The following is an 18,343-nucleotide window of genomic DNA, read 5'->3' as shown; positions in this document are numbered from 1 at the left end:
TCAGCCGACGCCTTCGACGCGGAACCAGACGAACCAGATCACGCCGAGAATGAGGACGGCAAGGCCTGTGCTCACCATCAGCAGCGCCAGCACGGACGAGCCACGCTCTCCCTGCCTTGCTTCGGTCGCTGTCGTTTCAACGACGCGGTCCTCTTCCTTGATGACCATGGCTGCCCTCCTGCTGATCGTCCCGATGCCTTGAGCGGCATCCTCGAACGGCCAACGCATCATCACCTGTGATGTTCCTGCGCGGCACCAAGGGCGCGGCAGCGCGCGACGCAGTGATTTGCCGATGATTCAAGGAGTTCGTGGGTGCGGAGCTGATTCGTCGGAGCTGGACGCCGCCGTCCCGCGAACCCAACTCTGGAGCATGTCCGAACCCTACTGCGGCAGCGTCACGCTGTCAAGGACTATTTTCCTGCGACAGGTTCCGAGACCGCCGCCGGCGGCCGCGCGTCAGACGATCAGACGATCAGCAGCACCAGCAGGCCGATCACCGGCGTGAGCAGCAGCGCGATTCCGGCCATCGCCAGCGAAGCCAGGATGTCGCCCTTGGTCAGTCGGCCGAACGGACCGGGATGAAGTTCGATCTGCTGCATCGTGCCCCCGCACATTCTTGTTTGCGGAAGCGTTGATAATGGCCGGGTCTGAAAATTGCCGTCGCGAAATCGCGAGGATTGCCGCCGCCATTGTCAGCGCCGCTTAACCATCGGCCACAGCTTCGCCACCGATCGCCGCGCAACGCCGGGCGACTGACGGCGCTGTCGCGCGAAGGCGGCGCCGGTTCGCGTGACGACGACGCGTCGAAGTAACAATCGAGAGCTCTGGTTCGGATTCGATCGGAGCCTGAAAAGCTCTCACGCTGCGCGGTTACTTGATCGCGGAGCTGACCGAGTCATAGCTGGAGTTCAGCTTGGTGCCGAGGCCGTTGACCACGCCGATGATGACGATGCTGATGCCGACGGCGAGAATTGCGTATTCGATCGCGGTGGCGCCGCTGGTGTCGGAGACGAATCGCGAAATCAGCCGTCGCAGCATCGTCTTCTCCTGGCTCGCCCGAATGCGGGCAGGCGCGGTTCCTTCCGCGCCGGAACGGAAAACTACGGGGGATTAGTTACCGGAGCGTTGACACGGTTCCATCCAGGCACAGCGTCCGTCGAAGGTCGCAGGGCCGCCTGCAGAGGCCCTTTGGCGACGTCGCCCGCCGCGACCGTCCGCTAGTCGCCCGGGACGCCGACGGTTTCGGGGTGCGACGGCGCAATGCCGGCGCTCGGCATCGTCAGCGTCTTGCGCCGATCGACCAGAGCGTTGTGGAACTGATCGAGCACCAGATTGAATGGCGCCAGATCGTCGATCGCGCCGTCGTCGTAGCAATCCAGCATGTCGCGTACGATGCGATCGATCTCGTGCTGCATGTGGTCGAGTTCGTCGAGCGAATTGGCCTTGCGCGCCTTCGCGACCATCGCCAGCGCGCGGTCGCGCATCCTGGCGCTTGCGGCGCGTTCGTCGCGGGTGACGTAGGACCGAAACCACGCGCCGGCCGAGCCGAGTCCGGACAGCAGCACCACCAGGCCCCAGATGTAGTCGCTGTTGCGCTCCATGAAGGTGCGCTCGGTGCCGTCGATGAAGGCGGCGGCGCCGCGATGCGCCGGCAGCGCTGCGGCCTTGTCGGTGTCGGGCGCCTCGATCTTGCCGGCGGTCGGCAGTTCGCGCGCGAGCTGCTGCCGCGCGGCGAAGATCTGCCGGGTGAGCTGCGCGACGGTGACGCTCGACAGCGCGCGCTTGGCGATGATCAGATGGTTGACGCTGACGGTGTCGACCTTGTCCTCCGGCCGCGCCGGCGCGGTCGAGAAGGTGCTGCCGGGGATCTCCTCGGAATCGTAGATCGGATACTTCTTGGCGATCGAGTCGCCGACATCGATCGGCAGGAAGCGTGGCTCGCCGCGGGCCTTCGCGGTGGCGGCGATCGCTTCCGCCGTGGTCTTGCTGTCGAGCGGCCCGACCGCCAGATAAGCGGCAAGCGACTCGTCGCGCGCCATCTCGGCGATCGCCGTGGTGGCGAATTGCTCGGTCTGCACCTTGTCCGGCGCCACGCCCGACTCGGACAGGATAACCTGGAGCAGCTTGACGTTGGCCGGGGTGCGGCCGATGACGCCGACCTTGCGGCCGGCGAGATCGGCAATGCTTTTCACCGTGCCGGATTTCTTGCTCTTGCCGGGCACCGACCACAGCGTCACGACGTTCTTGCGCAGGATCGCGACCGATTGCGCGTCGGTCGGCAGATCGAGATCGCCGCGGGTGACGGCGAGGTCGGCGTTGCCCTTGGTCCATTCGCCCAGACTCGGCGTCGCGCCGTCGGTGACCACCGGCGTCAGCCGCACCGAGCTGCGGTCGCGCGCGAAGGTCTGCGCCAGAGCCTGGATCAGCTTGATGTCGTCGCTGCCCTGCGGCCCGACCGCGATCCGCAGCGTCACCGGCCGCAGCTCGTAAAGCAGCACGCCGAGCGCGCCGGCCACGAGCCCGACCACGGTCAGCACCGTCGCCAGCATCAGCCGGGCGCGGTTGCGCCTGCGTCGCTTGCGCAGGGAGTCGCCGCCGTCAGGCGATGCCATCGCGGTCATCCGGTGCTGCCATCCGCTACTGTCATTCCGTTGGTCTCAGCCGGCGCGCGTGATGCGCGCCATTGTCGAGCGCCCTGCGACCCCCGAAAGGCGGTTCTGCGGCAGACTAATCATTTTTGACAAAGAATGTCGGAATTCCGCGAGGCTGCGGATCGGTCGCGGCGGCCGGGCCGCCCTACTCCGCCAGCTCCAGCGGCGGCGGCGGTGTGTTGTCCGGGCCGGCGAGCCGGCGCTCCTCCATGATCGCGACGCAGATCGCCGAGCCGGCCAGCATCAATGCCGCCGCGGCGAACACCCAGCGGAACGCCGCCACCATGTCGGTGGAGGCGACGCTGCCGACCGCGTGGCGATGCTCGACGCCGCCGAGCTGGATCTCGCCGCCGAACGTGATCAGCAGCACCGCGGTGAACGCCGCCACCGTGAACGACGACATCAGCGCGCGGAAGAAGTTCATCGCGCCGGTGGCGGTGCCGATCTGCGGTCGCGGCACCGCGTTCTGGATCGACACCATGCTGACCGGAAACACCGTGCCGAGGCCGAGCGAGAACAGCGACAGCAGCGTCAGGAACGCCCACAGCGGCAACGGCGTCAGCAGCGCGATCGCCGCCGCCATCAGCGCCGAGAAGCCGGTGCCGATGATCGCGATGCGCTTGTAATGATCGAGATGCGTCATGGCGCGGCCGGTGAACGCCGCGCCGAACACCGAGACCGCGGCGATCGGGATCAGCGCCAGACCCGAGGCGCTGGCGCTGAGGTGATACACCGCCTCGTAATACAGCGGGATGTGCACGGTGAGCCCGATCATCGCGCCCATCGCGAAGCCGCCCGCCGCCATCGCCCACGGCACCACCGTGCCGCCCATCAATTGCAGCGGCAGGAACGGCTCCGGCTCGCGCAGCGCGTGCCAGATGAAACTCGCCGCGAACAGCACCGCGCCGCCGGCGAGCGCCAGGATCACCGGCGACAGCCACGAAAACCGCGTGCCGCCCCAGGTCAGCACCAGCATCACCGCCAGCGCCGAGGCCATCAGCAGCACGCCGCCGAGCCAGTCGACCTTGCGACGGCGGTGATACACCGGAATCTTCGCCATCTTCGGCAGCAGCAGCGCCAGCGCGCCGATCGACAGCGGCAGATTGATCCAGAAGATCATCGACCAGTGCAGATGCTCGGCGAAGGCCCCGCCGAGCACCGGGCCGCCGATTCCCGCCGCCACCCAGACGCCGGAGAAATACGCCTGATACTTGCCGCGCTCGCGTGGGCTGACCACGTCGGAGATCACCGTCTGCACCACCGGCATGATCCCGCCGCCGCCCAGCCCCTGCAACGCGCGGCCGAGGATCAGCACCAGAACGCTCGGCGCCAAGGCGCACATCACCGAGCCGGCGATGAACAGGCTGAGCACCGCGATGATCGTGGCGCGGCGGCCGTAGATATCGCAGAGGCTGCCGAACACCGGCGCCACCGCGGTCGACGACAACAGATAGGCGGTGATCACCCAGGACAGATTCTCGACGTCGCCGAACTGCCGCCCGATCGTCGGCAACGCGGTCGCCACGATGGTCTGGTCGAGCGCGGCGAGGAACATCGCCAGCAACAGGCTCAACAGGATGGTGCGGACCTCGTCCGTGGTCAGCGGCGCCGACGGCGCCAGCGGCGGCGCATGGCCGAGATCGATCACGTCCGTGGAGCTGTGCGAGAGTTCCGCCGCCGCTTCGTCGGGCGACAAGGGCCGGCCGGCAGGTTCGCGGCTTTGATGCTCGGACATGCTCATGCGGACGTGAAATCTCGTCGGGCTGACAATGCGGGGAGATCGCTATTGAACTTCAATAGCGCATCAAATGCCGACCAAACAGCCATTCCGGCGCATGGGTGGTTCGCATACGCAGGGGTGGCGCGCGGCGCGGCCCAACATCCGCTGAAATCTCCCGCAGCACGGAATAGCCGATGCCGTGCGACAGCCGATTTCGGACCACGGCGTCTCGCCGCTATTTCGCAAACGGGATGTACTTCTGATACTCTTTCGGAACCGAGCTGCGGTAGCGCGACGGCACCGTGCGGGTGTCGATCGCATGCTCGATCTCCTGCCGCCGCGTCATCGTCTTCGGCTCCTTCTTCGGCGCGGCTTTCGGGTCGGCAGCCGTCGCAGGCTTGGCCTGCGCCGCGGCCGATGGCTTAGGCTTGGCCGCTCCCGCCTCCGGGGCGGTCTGCGCCTGCGCAACAGCGGGGACCGACAGCATCGCCGCGGCGGCAACCCTCGCCGCGAGGCGCGCAAGCGCGAACATCAGGACATCCTCCAACAGGACTCGTCGTGCGCGAAGCTTAGAGCATGATCCCGAAAAGTGGATGCCGGTTTTCGGAAAACATCATGCTCCATCGAGAAACGAGAGCAGGATTCGCGCACGGGCCGCGATTGAGTTCAGAACCGGTCCGGGCAATGTCCGGCGAAGGGATCGGGCAGCAGCGCGCCCGCTGATCCGCTCGATCATAGCGTCCTTCGCCGAACGCATCGACGAATCCTTAACGATCACTGTTCTGGCGCATTGATTTGTCGCACTGTCGTGCAACGCTCGTTGAACCGGCGATGCAGCGAACGGCGCGGGATCAATCGTCACCCCAGCCGTTCTCCTGTTCGACCGGATGAACTCAACCCGTCATCGGAGTCGCAGCCATGGTCCCGTTCAGGCGTCGTTTCGTCACCGCATCCGCCGCAGCGCTTCTGATCGGAGGCGCCCTGCTTCCGCCGGTGGCGCAGGCGTGCACCCGTCTGGTCTATCTCGGCGCCGACAATCAGGTGATCACCGCCCGCTCGATGGACTGGTCGCGCGACATCGGCACCAATCTCTGGATCTTGCCGCGCGGTATCAAGCGCTCCGGCGAGGCCGGGCCGAACTCGCTGCAATGGACCGCGCGTTACGGCAGCGTGATCGCCTCGGCCTATGACATCGCGACCTCGGACGGCGTCAACGAGGCCGGACTGGTCGCGAACGTGCTGTGGCTCGCGGAATCGACCTATCCGAAACTCGACGGCAGCAAGCCGGGTCTCGCGCTGTCGCTGTGGCCACAATATGTGCTCGATAGTTTCGGCACCGTGCAGGAGGCGGTCGAGGCGCTGGCGAAACAGCCGTTCACCGTCGTCACAGCCCAGTTGCCCGACGAGAACCGGCTGGCCACAGTACATCTGTCGCTGTCGGATTCGACCGGCGACAGCGCCATCATCGAATATATCGATGGCCAGCAGGTGATCCATCACGGCCGGCAATATCAGGTGATGACCAATTCGCCGACCTTCGATCAGCAGCTCGCGCTCAACGCCTATTGGAAGCAGATCGGCGGCACCGTGATGCTACCCGGCACCAACCGCGCGGCCGACCGCTTCGCCCGCGCGTCGTTCTATGTCGACGCGATCCCGAAGGCGGAAAACCCGGTCGAAGCGATCGCCAGCGTGTTCGGCGTGATCCGCAACGCCTCGGTGCCTTACGGCATCACCACGCCCGATCAGCCGAACATCTCCTCGACGCGCTGGCGCACCGTCGTCGACCACAAGCGCAAGCTCTACTTCTTCGAATCCGCGCTGACCCCGAACGTGTTCTGGGTCGACCTCACCCGGATCGATTTTTCCGCCGACAAAGGCGCGGTCAAGAAGCTCGACCTCGGCGCCAACCAGACCAACACCTTTTCGGGCGTGGTCAATGATCAGTTCAAGGTCAGTCCGCCGTTCAAATTTCTCGGGCTGTGAAGTCATCGCGCGACACGATGCGCTGCCTCATCGCCAAACCAGCACCTAAAAACCAGCACATAAAAAGGCCCGGTCGCCAATCGGCGCCCGGGCCAAGTCAAGGGAGGAAACGCCCCAAGGAAGGGGACCGCGACGCACTGCACCGCGGATGTCACCTTTGTCTCACAATCGGCGCGTGTGTACTATTTAGGATAGTCCCGAGCCGTAGTTTTACGGAGGTGCGGAACCGGTGCGTGGGAACCTGTCGCGTTTTCGTGCGCAGCGGACACCGCTTCGCGTGAAGAAGACGCGTCACAACATCAAGTTGAGCTCCGGTACCGATTCGATCGGAAGCAGAAGAGCGCTACGAGTTCTACCCATCAGCACGTTGCAGAGCGGCGCATCGCGTCGCCGCCGGCCAAGAGAGGCGCGAACGCTCACCTCACGCCGGCCGCTTCTTCAGCTTGGCGCGCCGCGGCAGCAGCGCCGGCCACGACACGATGTGGTCTTCGAGGTCCTCGACCGGAATCTCCGATTCGCTCGCCTCGACCCGCCCGCGCACCGAGACGCCGGCGTCATGGACCGTGTTCGGGTCGCCGGAGATCAGCGGATGCCACCAATACAGATCGCGCCCCTCGGCGACGAGGCGATAGCCGCAGCTCGGCGGCAGCCAGCTCAGCGTGCGGACATTCTCCGGCGAGAGCCGGACGCAGTCCGGCACCCGGTCCGACCGATTCGCATAGTCCCGGCACCCGCACGACTGGCCATCGAGCAGCCGGCAGCCGACATGGGTGAAATAGATCCGCCCGGTGTCCTCGTCCTCGAGCTTCTCCAGGCAGCAGCGCGCGCAGCCGTCGCACAGGCTCTCCCACTCGGCCGCGGACATCTCTTCCAACGTTTTGGTTTTCCAGAAGAAACCGTCCTGGTCGGAGATTTTTTGCGGCTTTGTCATGCGGTCTGGCGTTTGCGCGGCGGCCTGCCACGTTTCCGCGCGGGCTTGTCGGGAGTTGACGGGGATCTGTCCGAACGTGAGTTCAGCCAGCGGAAAATCGACTCGGCCGGTTTACGGATCTCCGGGCTGAAGTCCAGCAGGAACCGCTCGCCGCGCACGAAAGCGACGAAGGCCGCATAGACCGGCGCCCGCCGATCCGCCTGCCCGGACTGGTTGAACCATTCGATCAGCTTCTCGCCATAGCCGCGCTGCGCCGCGATCCGGAGCAATCGAAGCAGATCGTCGGAGAAGGTCGCGTTCAGTTGCTCCTGATCGCCGTTCAACGCCTGCTGCAAATGCCCCGTCGCGTCGCCGAAATTGTCTTGCACGAGCGCGCGCGCCGCATCGAGCAGCGCGCGGCCGACCGGATCGAGCTTGGTCAGCGCGGATTCGAGCGAGGCGATTTCCGACAACCGGCCCGAGGCGAGAAGTAGCCACGCCAGATTGGCCTCTGCGATCACTCGATCGCCGGAGATCGTCATTGCCTTCCGATAAGCAGCCTCGGCTTCGGCGGGATGTCCAGAATGGTCTGCAAGGATACTACCGAGCAAGGACCAACCGTCATAATTCGTCTGATCGCGCTCGACCCAATGGCGGACAATGTGCTCCGCCTCTCTAAACAGATCGCTCGACTTCCCAATTTGCGATGTCTCGACAGAGGGCTCTGGCACTGCAGCCCGCGCCAAGCTCCCACTCTCCTCACCGGCAGCCTCCAGCGCCTCACGATAGAACGGATGCAGCGACGCGCTCCCGCCGGCGATCAGCTCAGCCTTCATCTTCATCAGCTCGGCCGGTGCATAGAAACTGCTCAGAAACGCAGTCAACCAGGCGATCTTCTGCCGGGTACGGCGGGTGCCGTGGCGTATCAAATACCAGATGTTGAAGAACCGCTCGACGAGCTGATAGCCGGCGCGCGCGCCGGAAGTCTCGACCTCCTCGATCAGCCCGTCATTCTTCAGCCGATTGAGCTGCGACGAGATCGTGGTGACCTCGACCGCGGTGATGTCGCTCAGGCGGCTCGACGTGATCGGATGCCAGTGCAGTGCGATGGCGTCGATCACCGCGCGCTGCAGATCGGTCTGGTAGTCCTCGATCCGCGCCTTGTAATAGGGCGTCAACTGATCGAGCAGCACTTCGAGATCGCGGAACACGCTGTCGCTCTCGCTGCGCTCGAGCAGTTGATAGACCAGCGTCAGCACCCGCGGATTGCCGCCGGTCAGATTGTGCAGCGTGCGGATACGTTCCGGCTCGCGGTCGAGCACATCGAGGACCGGCTTGCCCAAATCGCCGCGCGCTTGCGCCAGCCGGGGCATGCAGTGCCGCAACTCGCTTTCGGAGAGTGGATGCAACATGTGCGGGTGAAAGAACTCGTAGAACGCCGCGTCGCGGTCGGCGCTCTGTCGCAGCATCTGCGTGGCGGCGCCGAATACGATCGGTCCGCCGGGTGCCTGCAGCGTGCGCCGCAGCTCCCAGTTCTGCTGCGGCGACAGCGCGTCGAGGATCAGATCGAGATTGTCGACGAACAGCACCGGCCGGCCGCCGAGCCGCTCGCACAGAGCGAGGAAAGCCTGAACCGCGGAGTTCGACTCGTGCCATTCCGCGCGCGACAGGCTGCGGTCGATATCGTCGGCGATCTCCTGCCGGCCTTGATCCTCGCACCATTCGGCGAGCGACTCGGCGCAGTTTCTCCAGAACGCATCGAGCGCGCGGACATTGTACTGCTCCTCGCGAAAACTCAGCGGAATGAAGCGCGCGCGCAGCGCGGGCTCCTCCGAGATCCCGATCGCGAGACGCCGCAGCAGGCTGGTCTTGCCGATGCCGCGCGGGCCGACGATCAGAAAATGCTCGCCGAGCTCCGGCATCCGGCGAAGCTTGTCGAGCAGGAAGTCGACGAAATCGCCCCGCGCCACGAAGCCTTTGAGGAAGGTTTCGGGATCGAGCCGACGCGGATCGTAGATGGCGATGCCGAGATTGCTCATGTGCAGATGTACTTCATCCAATAGCGCCGCAGCAGGCCGGAGCGGAACCGCCAGCGGTCGCCGACTTCGGCGACGAAGCCGTCATGGACCAGCGCGGACAACAGATTCATCAGGTTGCGGCGCGACAGCGAAGGATAATTCCGGCCGACCGAGGCAAGGATGGTCGCCTCGGTCTCGCCATCGGGGCGAACGCAACAGCAATCGAGGATCGCATACAGCAGCTCGCTTTCGGGCTTCGGGAAGTTCTTGTTGAGGTGCTCTTCCCAGGCGGCGAAGTAGTTGCGATACGATGGCCCCAGCAATTCCTCGAAAGCGCGATCGATGTCGGCTTTTGTCGGAACGGCAACGCCTCCGGCGTCCTGCGTTTGCACGTTGATGCGATCGGCGATCATGTCGAGATAATAGGGCGACAGCCAGCCCAGTTGCTCCGCGAGGTGATCGAAGCTCGGGTCATCGAGCACGAAATGCCACCGCACCCGACGCTCGGCGCATAAGGCGTCGATATAGGCGCGGGCTTCCTTCGCCGAGAACGGTTCGAGCGGAAAGATTGCAAGATCGAGCAGCGCGCCGCCGAGCTCCCACCGCCGCGCGACCACATCGAGTCCGATCGATCCCGTCAGCAACCACCGAACATTCGGATAGGATTGGTTCAGCTTCCGCAAGTGATACAAGAAGGCCTTGGCCGATTCCGGAGACTTCGCGATCAACGCTGATACCAACAGCGAAATTTCATCGACGAGAATCAAAACCTTCGGATGGTTGTCGTGAAGCGAACCGACCAAAGCGTCCGAGAACTGCTTGACGTCGACACGGCCGATCGCATTGGCGAGGTTGCCCTCGAACGTTGCGGACATCAATTGTCCGAGCCGATGCTTGATCTGTTCGAGCACGCGCAATTTGACCGTGCCCGCATCCTCGATCTTCCTGCAGAGGTCGCGAAGAAATTCGTCCTCGCTGCCCATCCCTTCGACGTCGCAAAAGATCGTGAGCCAGCCGTGCGGCGCCAGCTGCCGCTCGACGTCGCGCATCAGCCAGGTTTTGCCGACGCGTCGCGGCGCGAGCATCTGGATGCTCTTCCCGGATTCGAGCAGCCGAACAATTTCGCTGACCTCATTGTCGCGATGAGCCATGACAGCCCCTAACTTCAAAAATAAACTACGCAATAGGCCGATTTATTCATAAATGAATTTATTCGTCAATTGATAATTCCTCAAAACCCTGCGTACCTCGACACCAGTGGCTCCAACAATTCGCGGCCCCCATCAGGCCGGGCCGGAGTCGGCGAGTTTGAACGCGTCGCCTGCGATGATCCCTGAAAATTCCCTGCGCGGCCATTGGTGTAGAGGCGGCCCTCGGCTACAAGGAGGGAGATTCCTCAGGATTGCCGCAAGCGCCTTGGGTTTGCCGCAACGCTGCCGCAAGACGGATTGAGGCGCCCTGCCCGGCGTCCTTACGCGATTGGTCAAAGCCCGGTGCCGAAGATTCTGCCAGACCGTTGGAAGCAGCGAATCCGGAACCGGCTTCTGGATTTCGACGCGCGGATCGACTCGACGCTGTTCTCCTCCGCGGTCGGCATCCGCGAATTGTGGGAGCGCTTCTCCACGTTCATGGACCGTTTCTATGTCGGTCGCTGGAAGCGCTGGGTGTTCATCGAACCGCTGTCGGAAGCCGCCACGATCGGCGCCGGCGGGTTGTTAGTTCTGCTCGCGCTGGCGCAGCCGGCGTTCCGCGAAACCGCCGACGAGGACTGGCTGAAGAAATCCGACCTCGCCGTCACCTTCCTCGATCGCTACGGCAATCCGATCGGCAGCCGCGGCATCAAGCACAACGACTCGATCCCGCTGGAAGATTTCCCCGACAGTCTGATCAAGGCGACGCTCGCCACCGAGGACCGCCGCTTCTACGATCACTTCGGCATCGACATCGCCGGCACCGCGCGCGCGCTGGTCACCAACGCGCAGGCCGGCGGGGTGCGCCAGGGCGGCTCGTCGATCTCGCAGCAACTCGCCAAGAACCTGTTTCTGTCGAACGAACGCACGCTTGAGCGCAAGGTCAACGAGGCCTTCCTCGCGATCTGGCTCGAGACGCGACTCAGCAAGAACGAGATTCTCAAGCTCTATCTCGACCGCGCTTACATGGGCGGCGGCACCTTCGGCGCCGACGGCGCGGCGCATTTCTACTTCAACAAATCGGTGCGCGACGTGAACCTCGCCGAGGCCGCGATGCTGGCCGGCCTGTTCAAGGCGCCGACCAAATTCGCGCCGCACATCAACCTGCCCGCCGCCCGCGCCCGCGCCAATGTGGTGCTCGACAATCTGGTCGACGCCGGCTTCATGACCGAGGGCCAGGTGTTCGGCGCGCGGCGCAATCCCGCTTCGGTGGTCGATCGCCGCGACGAGAATTCGCCGAACTACTATCTCGACTGGGCGTTCGACGAAGTCCGCAAGGTCGTCGAGACGTTCCCGAAATCCTACACCGAGCGCGTGTTCGTGGTGCGCACCACGATCGACACGAACGTGCAACGCGCGGCCGAGGCCGCGATCGAAAACCAGCTTCGCCAGTTCGGCCGCGATTATCACGCCACCCAGGCGGCGACCGTGCTGTCCGATCTCGACGGCGGCGTGCGCGCCATGGTCGGCGGCCGCGACTACGGCTCCAGCCAGTTCAACCGCGCGGTCGACGCCTATCGCCAGCCCGGCTCGTCGTTCAAGCCGTATGTCTACACGACGGCGCTGCTCAACGGCTTCAAGCCCACCTCGATCGTGGTCGACGGCCCGGTCTGCATCGGCAACTGGTGCCCGCAAAACTACGGCCACTCTTACTCCGGCTCGGTGACGCTGACGCAGGCGATCACGCGCTCGATCAATGTCGTGCCGGTGAAGCTCTCGATCACGCTCGGCGGCAAGGCCGGGCCGAAGGCCGGCCGCGCCAAGATCGTCGAAGTCGCGCGCCGCTTCGGCATCAAGGCGCCGCTGATCGACACCCCGTCGCTGCCGATCGGCTCGACCGAAGTCACCGTGCTCGAACACGCCGTCGCCTACGCGACCTTCCCGAACAAGGGCAAGGCGCCGACGCCGCATGCGGTGCTGGAAGTCCGCACCGGCGCCGGCGATCTGGTATGGCGGTTCGATCGTGACGGCCCGAAGCCGCGACAGGCGATCCCCGCTTCGGTCGCCGCCGACATGGCCGGCATGATGAGTCACGTCGTCAGCGAAGGCACCGCGCGGCGCGCCGCGCTCGACGGCATTCCGACCGCGGGCAAGACCGGAACCACGAATGCTTATCGCGACGCCTGGTTCGTCGGCTACACCGGCAATTTCAGCTGCGCGGTGTGGTACGGCAACGACGACTACTCGCCGACGAACCGGATGACCGGCGGCTCGCTGCCGGCGCAGACCTGGCGCGACATCATGATCGCGGCGCATCAGGGCGTCGAGGTCTCCGAGCTGGCCGGCGTAGGCATGGGCACCAGGCTTCCTGCCTCGCCGGCCCAGGCCAATGCGCGCGCTGCCGATGACGACGCCAAGCCGGCGCCGCCGCCGGTGCTGACGCGGCGCGGCGCGGACATTCTGGCGCGCTTGGAAAAGATGCTCGACGACGCGGCGAAGGCGATAGACAAGACCGAGCCCGGCAAGCCGGTGTCGTCGACCACTGTCGGATTCCCGGACAACTTCGCGGCGGCGTCGCCAGGCGGAGCGCCGGCATCCGGACCGCGCAAGAACTGAAGGCCGCGGGAAGCGCAAGGACAATTGCAACGTGCGGCTGATCTTCTTCACTTTGCTGGCGCTGATCATCGCTGCGGGCGTCGGCGTCGGCGCGACCTGGATGACGGCGACGCGCGGCACCGATTTCGGCACGCTGACGATCGGCGCGTGGACCGCACGGCCGCGCGCCGGCACGGCCGAGATTGATCCTTATGCCCGCGCCGCGATCGCGCGCAGCGGCGAATTACCGATCGGCGCCGGCGACGGCATCGCCTTCATCGCCACGGCCGATGACAGCAAGCGCCCGCTCGACGGCCGCTGCGACGTCGAGGTCAGCGGCGTCACGCCGGCGGCGCGATTCTGGACTCTGACGCTTTACGATCCGCGCGGCTATCTGATCGCCAACAGCCTCGAGCGCTACGGCTTCACCAGCCAGGAAATTCTGCGCGCCGCCGACGGCGAGTTCAAGATCCGCGTCGCGGCGCGGTCGCGATCCGGCAACTGGCTGCCGACCGGCGGCGTCGATCGCTACATGCTGGTGCTTCGGCTCTACGACACACCGGTCGGCGTCGCGACCCGCACCAAGCGCGACGCGCCGATGCCGACGATCGCCACACTGGGCTGCCCATGATCCGGCTCCTGACCACCATCATCGCAGGCATCGTGCTCGGCGGCATCGTGCATCTCGTCAGCGTGCTGGCGCTGCCGCGGATCGCGAGCCAGGACGCCTATGCGCGGCTCACGCCGCTGACCAAGGTCAACGAGGTTTCGCAACTCCCACAGACGTCGCCGGACAACGCGCCGCTGCCGTTCCTCGATCCGGCCTTCGCCGTCGCAGTGTGCCGCTACGATCTGTCGAACGGTCCCTTGAAACTCACTGTTCCGATCAGCCAGGCCTACACCGCTGTGTCGTTCTACACCCGCAGCGAGGTCGCCTATTACGCGATCAACGACCGCTCCGCCGGCCGCAAGATCATCGAACTCGACCTGATGACTACGGAGCAACACGGCAATCTGCCGGAAGACGAAGACGTCACCGCCGCCGACCGGCTGATCATCGACTCGCCGAGTACTACGGGTCTGATCGTAATGAAAGCGCTGGCCTCGGAGCCCGGCCTGATGCCGCAGGCGCGCGCGGCGCTGAGTTCGGCGAGCTGCAAGGTGCAGCCCGAGCCGCAGGCGAAGTCGTGAGGAGATTGCGTGCTCAGCCGCCGACTTTGAGCACATGCCCCCTCGCCGGCCCCGCCGGGACTGACAGGTTCGACGCCTGCGCCTCGAGCTCGACGATCAGGCGGTCGGCATCGGCGGCGAGCGTGTCCGGGGCCATGATCACCAGCCGCTCCAGCCCCCAGCGATAGGACGCGACCCGGCGGTGGAGGCACTGCTGCACCCACTGCACGATCAGCGCGTTCTCCTCCATCCGGCCGATCGCATCGGCGCGCTCGCGCGGCGACAGGTCGGAGATGTATTTCAGCGCCGCGTTGCGCTTGCGGTCGAGTTCGATCACCCGCATCGCGGTGAATTTGAACGGCTCGAATCGCGTCAGGTCGTTGCGGATGTCCTCGCTTAGCGCGGCGTAGCGCGAGGTGTGCGAGCGATGCGGCTCGTCGACCAGCATCTTGCCGTAAGCGGTGCGATCAAACGGCGGTGCCTGCCGCCAGGGTGCTGCGATCGGCTGATAGTCGCCGAACACGGTCTTCCATGCCGGCCGCTGCCGTGGCGGCTCGATCAGCGGATAGGCCATGTCGCGCAGCGTGCGCTCTTCGTCGGTGAGCTGGAAGTCGGACGGCCGTGCGCCAACGCTTCCGGTCGCCTCGATGCCGACCCAGCGATGCATGTCGTCTGTGACGAAATCCCCCCGGGTTCGACCGAAATCACCTCCGGCGCAGCCGCCGAGGGTCACGCCGAGCAGCGCGAACAACAGGACTGGAAGCCGGACGCGATCATCCCGGACCAAAGCCGGTTTGCTGATCGTCCGCATTGCAATGACCGGTTTCAGGATCGAACGCGACGGCGGCGGGGGCGGCGCGGCGCATCACCCTGCCCCGGCCCGCCGTCGTCACGGGTCTCGGCATGGCGTTCGATCCGGACCACCGGCAGGATCAGAACCTTCGCGTGGTGGTCCGGCGGGGGGACCATAGTTGAGCCCGACCTCCGCGATGCCGCGTTCGCCGGAAATTCAATGATGGTGCCCATTTCGACCTCTCACAGCCCTTCCTGATCTGGTGGGATGCGACTCATTAAGTCCCGTTATGGTTAATGCAGTGTTAATGGAGAGCCCCAGGCGGTTGCAGCTCCCACGCGCAAAATGCTATTTTGTCGCGGTGGGTGGGGAACTTCACACGGACGCGAGGCTTGTGACGTCCATGACCGAGATTCCGCCGTCAGACTTCCGGTCCCGCGCCATGGCGACGATCGGCGCGCAGCCGATCGCCATCGCGGCAGCAGCCTTGGTGCTGATCATTTCCGGCATCGGCGCAATCTTCCTGTGGCGGGTGGCCACCGGCATGACACCCGAAACTGAGCGCGTCGCCGCCGGCCGTCAGGTCCAGGCGCGGGTTGCACAAACCTCCGAACAGATCATGGAAAAGGCCAAGGGCCTGGAGATGTCGCAACAGGAGTCGATCGACCAGTTGCAGGCCGTTCAGGACCAGCTTCGCGCGATCCAGCTCCTCGTCGCGGCGCAGCGCTCGGAAACCAAGAAGCTGTCGGAGCAGGTCGGAGAGATCGGCAGCAATCTCGACGGCCTGCGCCATTCGTTCGCCTCGACCCAGCCCGGCGACACCGCCGAGAAGCCAGCTGCACGTTCCAAACCTGCGGCCCGGAGTTCCCGGGCCCAGGCGAAGAAGTCCTTCCAAAAACGAACGAAGTCGCGCCGCTAGGTGGCGAAGCAAACCCGAGCTTAACCATTTTCCGAGCAAGTTGAAGTTTGCGAGCGGAAATCAGGTTCGGGAGTTGAGTATGCGTAAAGTTGTGGCGTTGACGGCAGGCTGCAGTGCCCTGGCCGTTCTGGTTGGCCTCGGTGCGGGACGCGCTTATTTCTCGGCCCCGAGCGCGCAGACTGTTGCGGCCTCCTCCGAACTCACCACCGGCGCGATCGCGTCGCGCTGGCCGACCCCGACCTCCGAGTCGTCCAAGGCGCCGGCGCCGACAATTCAGCCCGCCGTCGCCAGGGAGCCCGCAGCGATGCCTGCGCCTGCGCCGGCCCCCGCGCCTGTCCAAGCCTGCAACAATCCAGACGCGCTCGGCATCTCGCGCACCGTCGAGATCGACACCAATGGCGGACCGGGTCTCGGCATGTCGCAATATCGCGACTACGACTTCCTGCAGCCCGGCGAAGTCGCGCTGACCTTCGACGACGGTCCGTGGCCAGTGAACACGCCGGCGGTTCTCGCGGCGTTGGCGGCGCAGTGCGTCAAGGCGGTGTTCTTCCCGATCGGCAAACATGCCAGCTGGCATCCTGCGATCCTCAAGCAGGTCGTGGCCGCGGGCCACACCGTGGGTTCGCACACCTGGTCGCACGTCAATCTCGCGACCAAGCCGTTTGCGGACGCCAAGACCGAGATTGAAAAGGGCATCAGCGGCGTCGCGCTCTCGGCCGGGCAGCCGACCTCGCCGTTCTTCCGCTTTCCGCAGCTTCGGCAGACGCATGATCTCAAGGCCTATCTCGGCGAGCGCAACATCGCGACGTTCTCGATCGACATCGACTCCGAGGATTTCCGCATCCACAAGCCGGATCAACTGATCACCGCGGTGATGACCAAGCTGAAGAAGGCCGGCAAGGGCATCCTGCTGATGCACGATTTCCAGCAATCGACCGCGCAGGCGCTGCCCGAGTTGCTCGCGCAGCTCAAGGCCGGCGGCTACAAGATCGTGTTCATCACCGCCAAGGACAAAGTGAACACGCTGCCGGAATACGACGCACAGGTCGCCCCTGCGCAGCCGGCCGTCAGCAATGCGCGGCCGATCGGCAACGTGATCCGCACCGTCGGCGGCAACGCGAAGTAAGCACGACATCTATAGCGTTTTCGAGCGAAGTGGATGCCGGCCCGCGTCAGGAAAATGCGTCGGAACATCAAGTTAGAGCTTCGGTTCTGATTCAATCAGAACCGAAATAGCTTTAGTGACGTCAGAAGCAGTCGCGCTCCGCCGCACGCCTGACCTCGAGCGCGTCATCCGCCTTAACGAAGGATTTTACTTAACGCGCCATTAAACTCGGCGCGGTAGGTTTGTCGTAGTTGTCCTGCTTTGCGACGCCATGATCACACCTGCACCATTTCCCGGATTCGACGGTCTGATGGCGCTCTCGCATCGCGAGGGCGTCGACATTCGGCCGACGTTGCTGCGGGTCCTGACGGATCTGTATGTGCAGAGCGCCTCACATACCCGCGAAGAAGAGCAGCAATTCGTCGAACTGACGTCGCGGCTGATCGACGAGGTCGACGACGCGACGCGTGCGGTGGTGCGCGCGCGGCTGTCGATCTATCCGCACACGCCGCCCGCGATCGCGATGCGGCTGGCGTTGCGGACATCGGCCGAGCAGCGCGTGCCGCAGGCCGCAAAGATCGACGTCGCATCCTTCGAGCCACCTGCCCGGTCGGCGCGTCCGCCGACCGACGCCGAGCAGCGCGCGGCGAGCCTGCAGATGCAGCCTGAAGACGCCGCGCAGCTCAACGAGATGTTCTTCGCAGCGTCCACCCGGGAGCGCACGCTGATCCTGCACAATCTCGCCGAGGCGCCGCTGCGTCCGGCAGCGCGGATCTACGCGCCGCGGGCGGCGCGCGCGATCGAGACGCTGCACATGGCGGCTTATGCGTCGGACGCCGAGAACTTCACCCGCGAACTCGGCGATGCGCTGATCCTGTCGACCAACACCGCCGAGCGAGTGGTGGCCGATAGCAGCGGCGAACCGCTGGCGTGCGCGATGAAGGCGCTCGACATGCCGGGTCCGGTATTCGAGCAGGTGCTGATGTTCCTCGACCCGGAACTCGGCGCGTCGGTCGACCGGGTCTATCGTCTGTCGCGGCTGTACGATCGTCTCGGCGAACGCACCGCACTGATCATGTTGGCGGCCTGGCGCGGCGCCACCGTCGCGACAGCGCGCGCGAAGTATCGCTCCGCGCTGTATGACGACGAACGCCATCGCGCCCGCGCCGCGACGCCGCAAAGCGGCCGCCCAGCGGTGCAGCCGGGATCGGCGATGCCGACACGCACCGGCACCGATCGCTAGAGCTTCTCCGGTTCTGATAGAATCAGAACCTGAGCTACTCTTTATTCTGACGCGTTTTCTTGACGCGTACCGGTATCCACTTCGCTCGAAAACGCTATAGACG

Annotated in this window: 18 protein-coding genes; 7 read left to right on the top strand and 11 right to left on the bottom strand. The window is 65.0% G+C overall.

All coding sequences use genetic code 11. The annotated features are described in order from the left end of the window. The 6 genes from BMY71_RS24885 to BMY71_RS10055 all read right to left on the bottom strand — a co-directional run bounded on the left by BMY71_RS24885 (position 1) and on the right by BMY71_RS10055 (position 4,903). Positions 1-168 (bottom strand): hypothetical protein, encoded by a 168-nt coding sequence (locus BMY71_RS24885; protein ID WP_175557643.1) that lies wholly within the window; start codon positions 166-168, stop codon positions 1-3. A gap of 296 nt (positions 169-464) precedes the next feature. Further along, positions 465-599 (bottom strand): hypothetical protein, encoded by a 135-nt coding sequence (locus BMY71_RS10075; RefSeq protein WP_011502380.1) that lies wholly within the window; start codon positions 597-599, stop codon positions 465-467. Between the two features lie 271 nt (positions 600-870). Continuing rightward, positions 871-1,038 (bottom strand): Flp family type IVb pilin, encoded by a 168-nt coding sequence (locus BMY71_RS10070; RefSeq protein WP_011502379.1) that lies wholly within the window; start codon positions 1,036-1,038, stop codon positions 871-873. 179 nt (positions 1,039-1,217) lie between these two features. After that, positions 1,218-2,612, bottom strand: a complete 1,395-nt coding sequence (locus BMY71_RS10065; protein ID WP_041805834.1) for a TAXI family TRAP transporter solute-binding subunit — start codon at positions 2,610-2,612, stop codon at positions 1,218-1,220. A 184-nt stretch (positions 2,613-2,796) separates the two neighbouring features. Beyond that, positions 2,797-4,392: an MDR family MFS transporter gene (locus tag BMY71_RS10060; protein ID WP_092683463.1), complete on the bottom strand. Its 1,596-nt coding sequence runs from the start codon at positions 4,390-4,392 to the stop codon at positions 2,797-2,799. 214 nt (positions 4,393-4,606) lie between these two features. Continuing rightward, positions 4,607-4,903 (bottom strand): hypothetical protein, encoded by a 297-nt coding sequence (locus tag BMY71_RS10055; RefSeq protein WP_092683711.1) that lies wholly within the window; start codon positions 4,901-4,903, stop codon positions 4,607-4,609. A gap of 386 nt (positions 4,904-5,289) precedes the next feature. On the opposite strand from BMY71_RS10055, the gene BMY71_RS10050 reads away from it, so the two are divergent. Beyond that, on the top strand, positions 5,290-6,357 hold the full coding sequence (locus tag BMY71_RS10050; protein WP_092683461.1) for a linear amide C-N hydrolase: 1,068 nt from the start codon (positions 5,290-5,292) through the stop codon (positions 6,355-6,357). A gap of 421 nt (positions 6,358-6,778) precedes the next feature. Here BMY71_RS10050 and BMY71_RS10045 read toward each other — a convergent pair whose 3' ends face one another. Genes BMY71_RS10045 through BMY71_RS10035 form a run of 3 tightly spaced genes read right to left on the bottom strand, consistent with a single transcriptional unit; the run spans position 6,779 to position 10,334 of the window. Continuing rightward, positions 6,779-7,288 carry a YcgN family cysteine cluster protein gene (locus BMY71_RS10045; RefSeq protein WP_011502374.1) on the bottom strand — a complete coding sequence of 170 codons (510 nt, stop codon included), beginning with the start codon at positions 7,286-7,288 and terminating at the stop codon, positions 6,779-6,781. Next, positions 7,285-9,306 (bottom strand): AAA family ATPase, encoded by a 2,022-nt coding sequence (locus BMY71_RS10040; protein WP_092683459.1) that lies wholly within the window; start codon positions 9,304-9,306, stop codon positions 7,285-7,287. The genes BMY71_RS10045 and BMY71_RS10040 overlap by 4 nt, the downstream gene beginning before the upstream one ends. Continuing rightward, positions 9,303-10,334 carry a hypothetical protein gene (locus tag BMY71_RS10035; protein WP_347336028.1) on the bottom strand — a complete coding sequence of 344 codons (1,032 nt, stop codon included), beginning with the start codon at positions 10,332-10,334 and terminating at the stop codon, positions 9,303-9,305. Before BMY71_RS10035 ends, BMY71_RS10040 begins: the two co-directional genes overlap by 4 nt. A gap of 444 nt (positions 10,335-10,778) precedes the next feature. Between BMY71_RS10035 and BMY71_RS10030 the strand changes: the two genes are divergently transcribed. The 3 genes from BMY71_RS10030 to BMY71_RS10020 are packed head-to-tail and all read left to right on the top strand — an operon-like array spanning position 10,779 to position 14,201. Further along, positions 10,779-13,031, top strand: coding sequence for a transglycosylase domain-containing protein (locus tag BMY71_RS10030; protein ID WP_011502372.1), 2,253 nt, complete (start codon positions 10,779-10,781; stop codon positions 13,029-13,031). A gap of 31 nt (positions 13,032-13,062) precedes the next feature. Beyond that, a complete protein-coding gene (locus BMY71_RS10025) occupies positions 13,063-13,641 on the top strand; it encodes a DUF1214 domain-containing protein (RefSeq protein ID WP_011502371.1) in 579 nt (192 codons plus the stop codon). Next, on the top strand, positions 13,638-14,201 hold the full coding sequence (locus BMY71_RS10020; protein ID WP_092683455.1) for a DUF1254 domain-containing protein: 564 nt from the start codon (positions 13,638-13,640) through the stop codon (positions 14,199-14,201). Before BMY71_RS10025 ends, BMY71_RS10020 begins: the two co-directional genes overlap by 4 nt. Positions 14,202-14,214: 13 nt before the next feature. Here the strand turns inward: BMY71_RS10020 and BMY71_RS10015 are convergent, their stop codons facing one another. Both BMY71_RS10015 and BMY71_RS25240 read right to left on the bottom strand, forming a co-directional pair. Continuing rightward, positions 14,215-14,991 (bottom strand): hypothetical protein, encoded by a 777-nt coding sequence (locus BMY71_RS10015; protein ID WP_011502369.1) that lies wholly within the window; start codon positions 14,989-14,991, stop codon positions 14,215-14,217. A 14-nt stretch (positions 14,992-15,005) separates the two neighbouring features. Next, a complete protein-coding gene (locus BMY71_RS25240; RefSeq protein ID WP_080506322.1) occupies positions 15,006-15,206 on the bottom strand; it encodes a hypothetical protein in 201 nt (66 codons plus the stop codon). 170 nt (positions 15,207-15,376) lie between these two features. Here BMY71_RS25240 and BMY71_RS10005 point away from each other — a divergent pair, with 170 nt between their 5' ends. The 3 genes from BMY71_RS10005 to BMY71_RS09995 all read left to right on the top strand — a co-directional run bounded on the left by BMY71_RS10005 (position 15,377) and on the right by BMY71_RS09995 (position 18,240). Beyond that, positions 15,377-15,892 carry a hypothetical protein gene (locus BMY71_RS10005; protein WP_092683453.1) on the top strand — a complete coding sequence of 172 codons (516 nt, stop codon included), beginning with the start codon at positions 15,377-15,379 and terminating at the stop codon, positions 15,890-15,892. A 79-nt stretch (positions 15,893-15,971) separates the two neighbouring features. Next, on the top strand, positions 15,972-17,018 hold the full coding sequence (locus BMY71_RS10000) for a polysaccharide deacetylase family protein (protein ID WP_092683451.1): 1,047 nt from the start codon (positions 15,972-15,974) through the stop codon (positions 17,016-17,018). Positions 17,019-17,268: 250 nt separating this feature from the next. Further along, positions 17,269-18,240 (top strand): DUF2336 domain-containing protein, encoded by a 972-nt coding sequence (locus BMY71_RS09995; RefSeq protein ID WP_092683449.1) that lies wholly within the window; start codon positions 17,269-17,271, stop codon positions 18,238-18,240. Positions 18,241-18,343 lie beyond the last annotated feature (103 nt).

The organism is Rhodopseudomonas pseudopalustris (assembly GCF_900110435.1).
Taxonomy (GTDB): Bacteria; Pseudomonadota; Alphaproteobacteria; order Rhizobiales; family Xanthobacteraceae; genus Rhodopseudomonas; species Rhodopseudomonas pseudopalustris.
Note: the sequence above shows the minus strand (reverse complement) of the source record. Positions and strands in the feature narration are given on the sequence as shown.

Coding starts and splice junctions, on each gene's coding strand:
- BMY71_RS24885 (WP_175557643.1), bottom strand. CDS start 168: ATGGTCATCAAGGAAGAGGACCGCGTCGTTGAAACGACAGCGACCGAA.
- BMY71_RS10075 (WP_011502380.1), bottom strand. CDS start 599: ATGCAGCAGATCGAACTTCATCCCGGTCCGTTCGGCCGACTGACCAAG.
- BMY71_RS10070 (WP_011502379.1), bottom strand. CDS start 1,038: ATGCTGCGACGGCTGATTTCGCGATTCGTCTCCGACACCAGCGGCGCC.
- BMY71_RS10065 (WP_041805834.1), bottom strand. CDS start 2,612: ATGGCATCGCCTGACGGCGGCGACTCCCTGCGCAAGCGACGCAGGCGC.
- BMY71_RS10060 (WP_092683463.1), bottom strand. CDS start 4,392: ATGAGCATGTCCGAGCATCAAAGCCGCGAACCTGCCGGCCGGCCCTTG.
- BMY71_RS10055 (WP_092683711.1), bottom strand. CDS start 4,903: ATGTTCGCGCTTGCGCGCCTCGCGGCGAGGGTTGCCGCCGCGGCGATG.
- BMY71_RS10050 (WP_092683461.1), top strand. CDS start 5,290: ATGGTCCCGTTCAGGCGTCGTTTCGTCACCGCATCCGCCGCAGCGCTT.
- BMY71_RS10045 (WP_011502374.1), bottom strand. CDS start 7,288: ATGACAAAGCCGCAAAAAATCTCCGACCAGGACGGTTTCTTCTGGAAA.
- BMY71_RS10040 (WP_092683459.1), bottom strand. CDS start 9,306: ATGAGCAATCTCGGCATCGCCATCTACGATCCGCGTCGGCTCGATCCC.
- BMY71_RS10035 (WP_347336028.1), bottom strand. CDS start 10,334: ATGCGCGACGTCGAGCGGCAGCTGGCGCCGCACGGCTGGCTCACGATC.
- BMY71_RS10020 (WP_092683455.1), top strand. CDS start 13,638: ATGATCCGGCTCCTGACCACCATCATCGCAGGCATCGTGCTCGGCGGC.
- BMY71_RS10015 (WP_011502369.1), bottom strand. CDS start 14,991: ATGCGGACGATCAGCAAACCGGCTTTGGTCCGGGATGATCGCGTCCGG.
- BMY71_RS25240 (WP_080506322.1), bottom strand. CDS start 15,206: ATGGGCACCATCATTGAATTTCCGGCGAACGCGGCATCGCGGAGGTCG.
- BMY71_RS10005 (WP_092683453.1), top strand. CDS start 15,377: ATGACCGAGATTCCGCCGTCAGACTTCCGGTCCCGCGCCATGGCGACG.
- BMY71_RS10000 (WP_092683451.1), top strand. CDS start 15,972: ATGCGTAAAGTTGTGGCGTTGACGGCAGGCTGCAGTGCCCTGGCCGTT.
- BMY71_RS09995 (WP_092683449.1), top strand. CDS start 17,269: ATGATCACACCTGCACCATTTCCCGGATTCGACGGTCTGATGGCGCTC.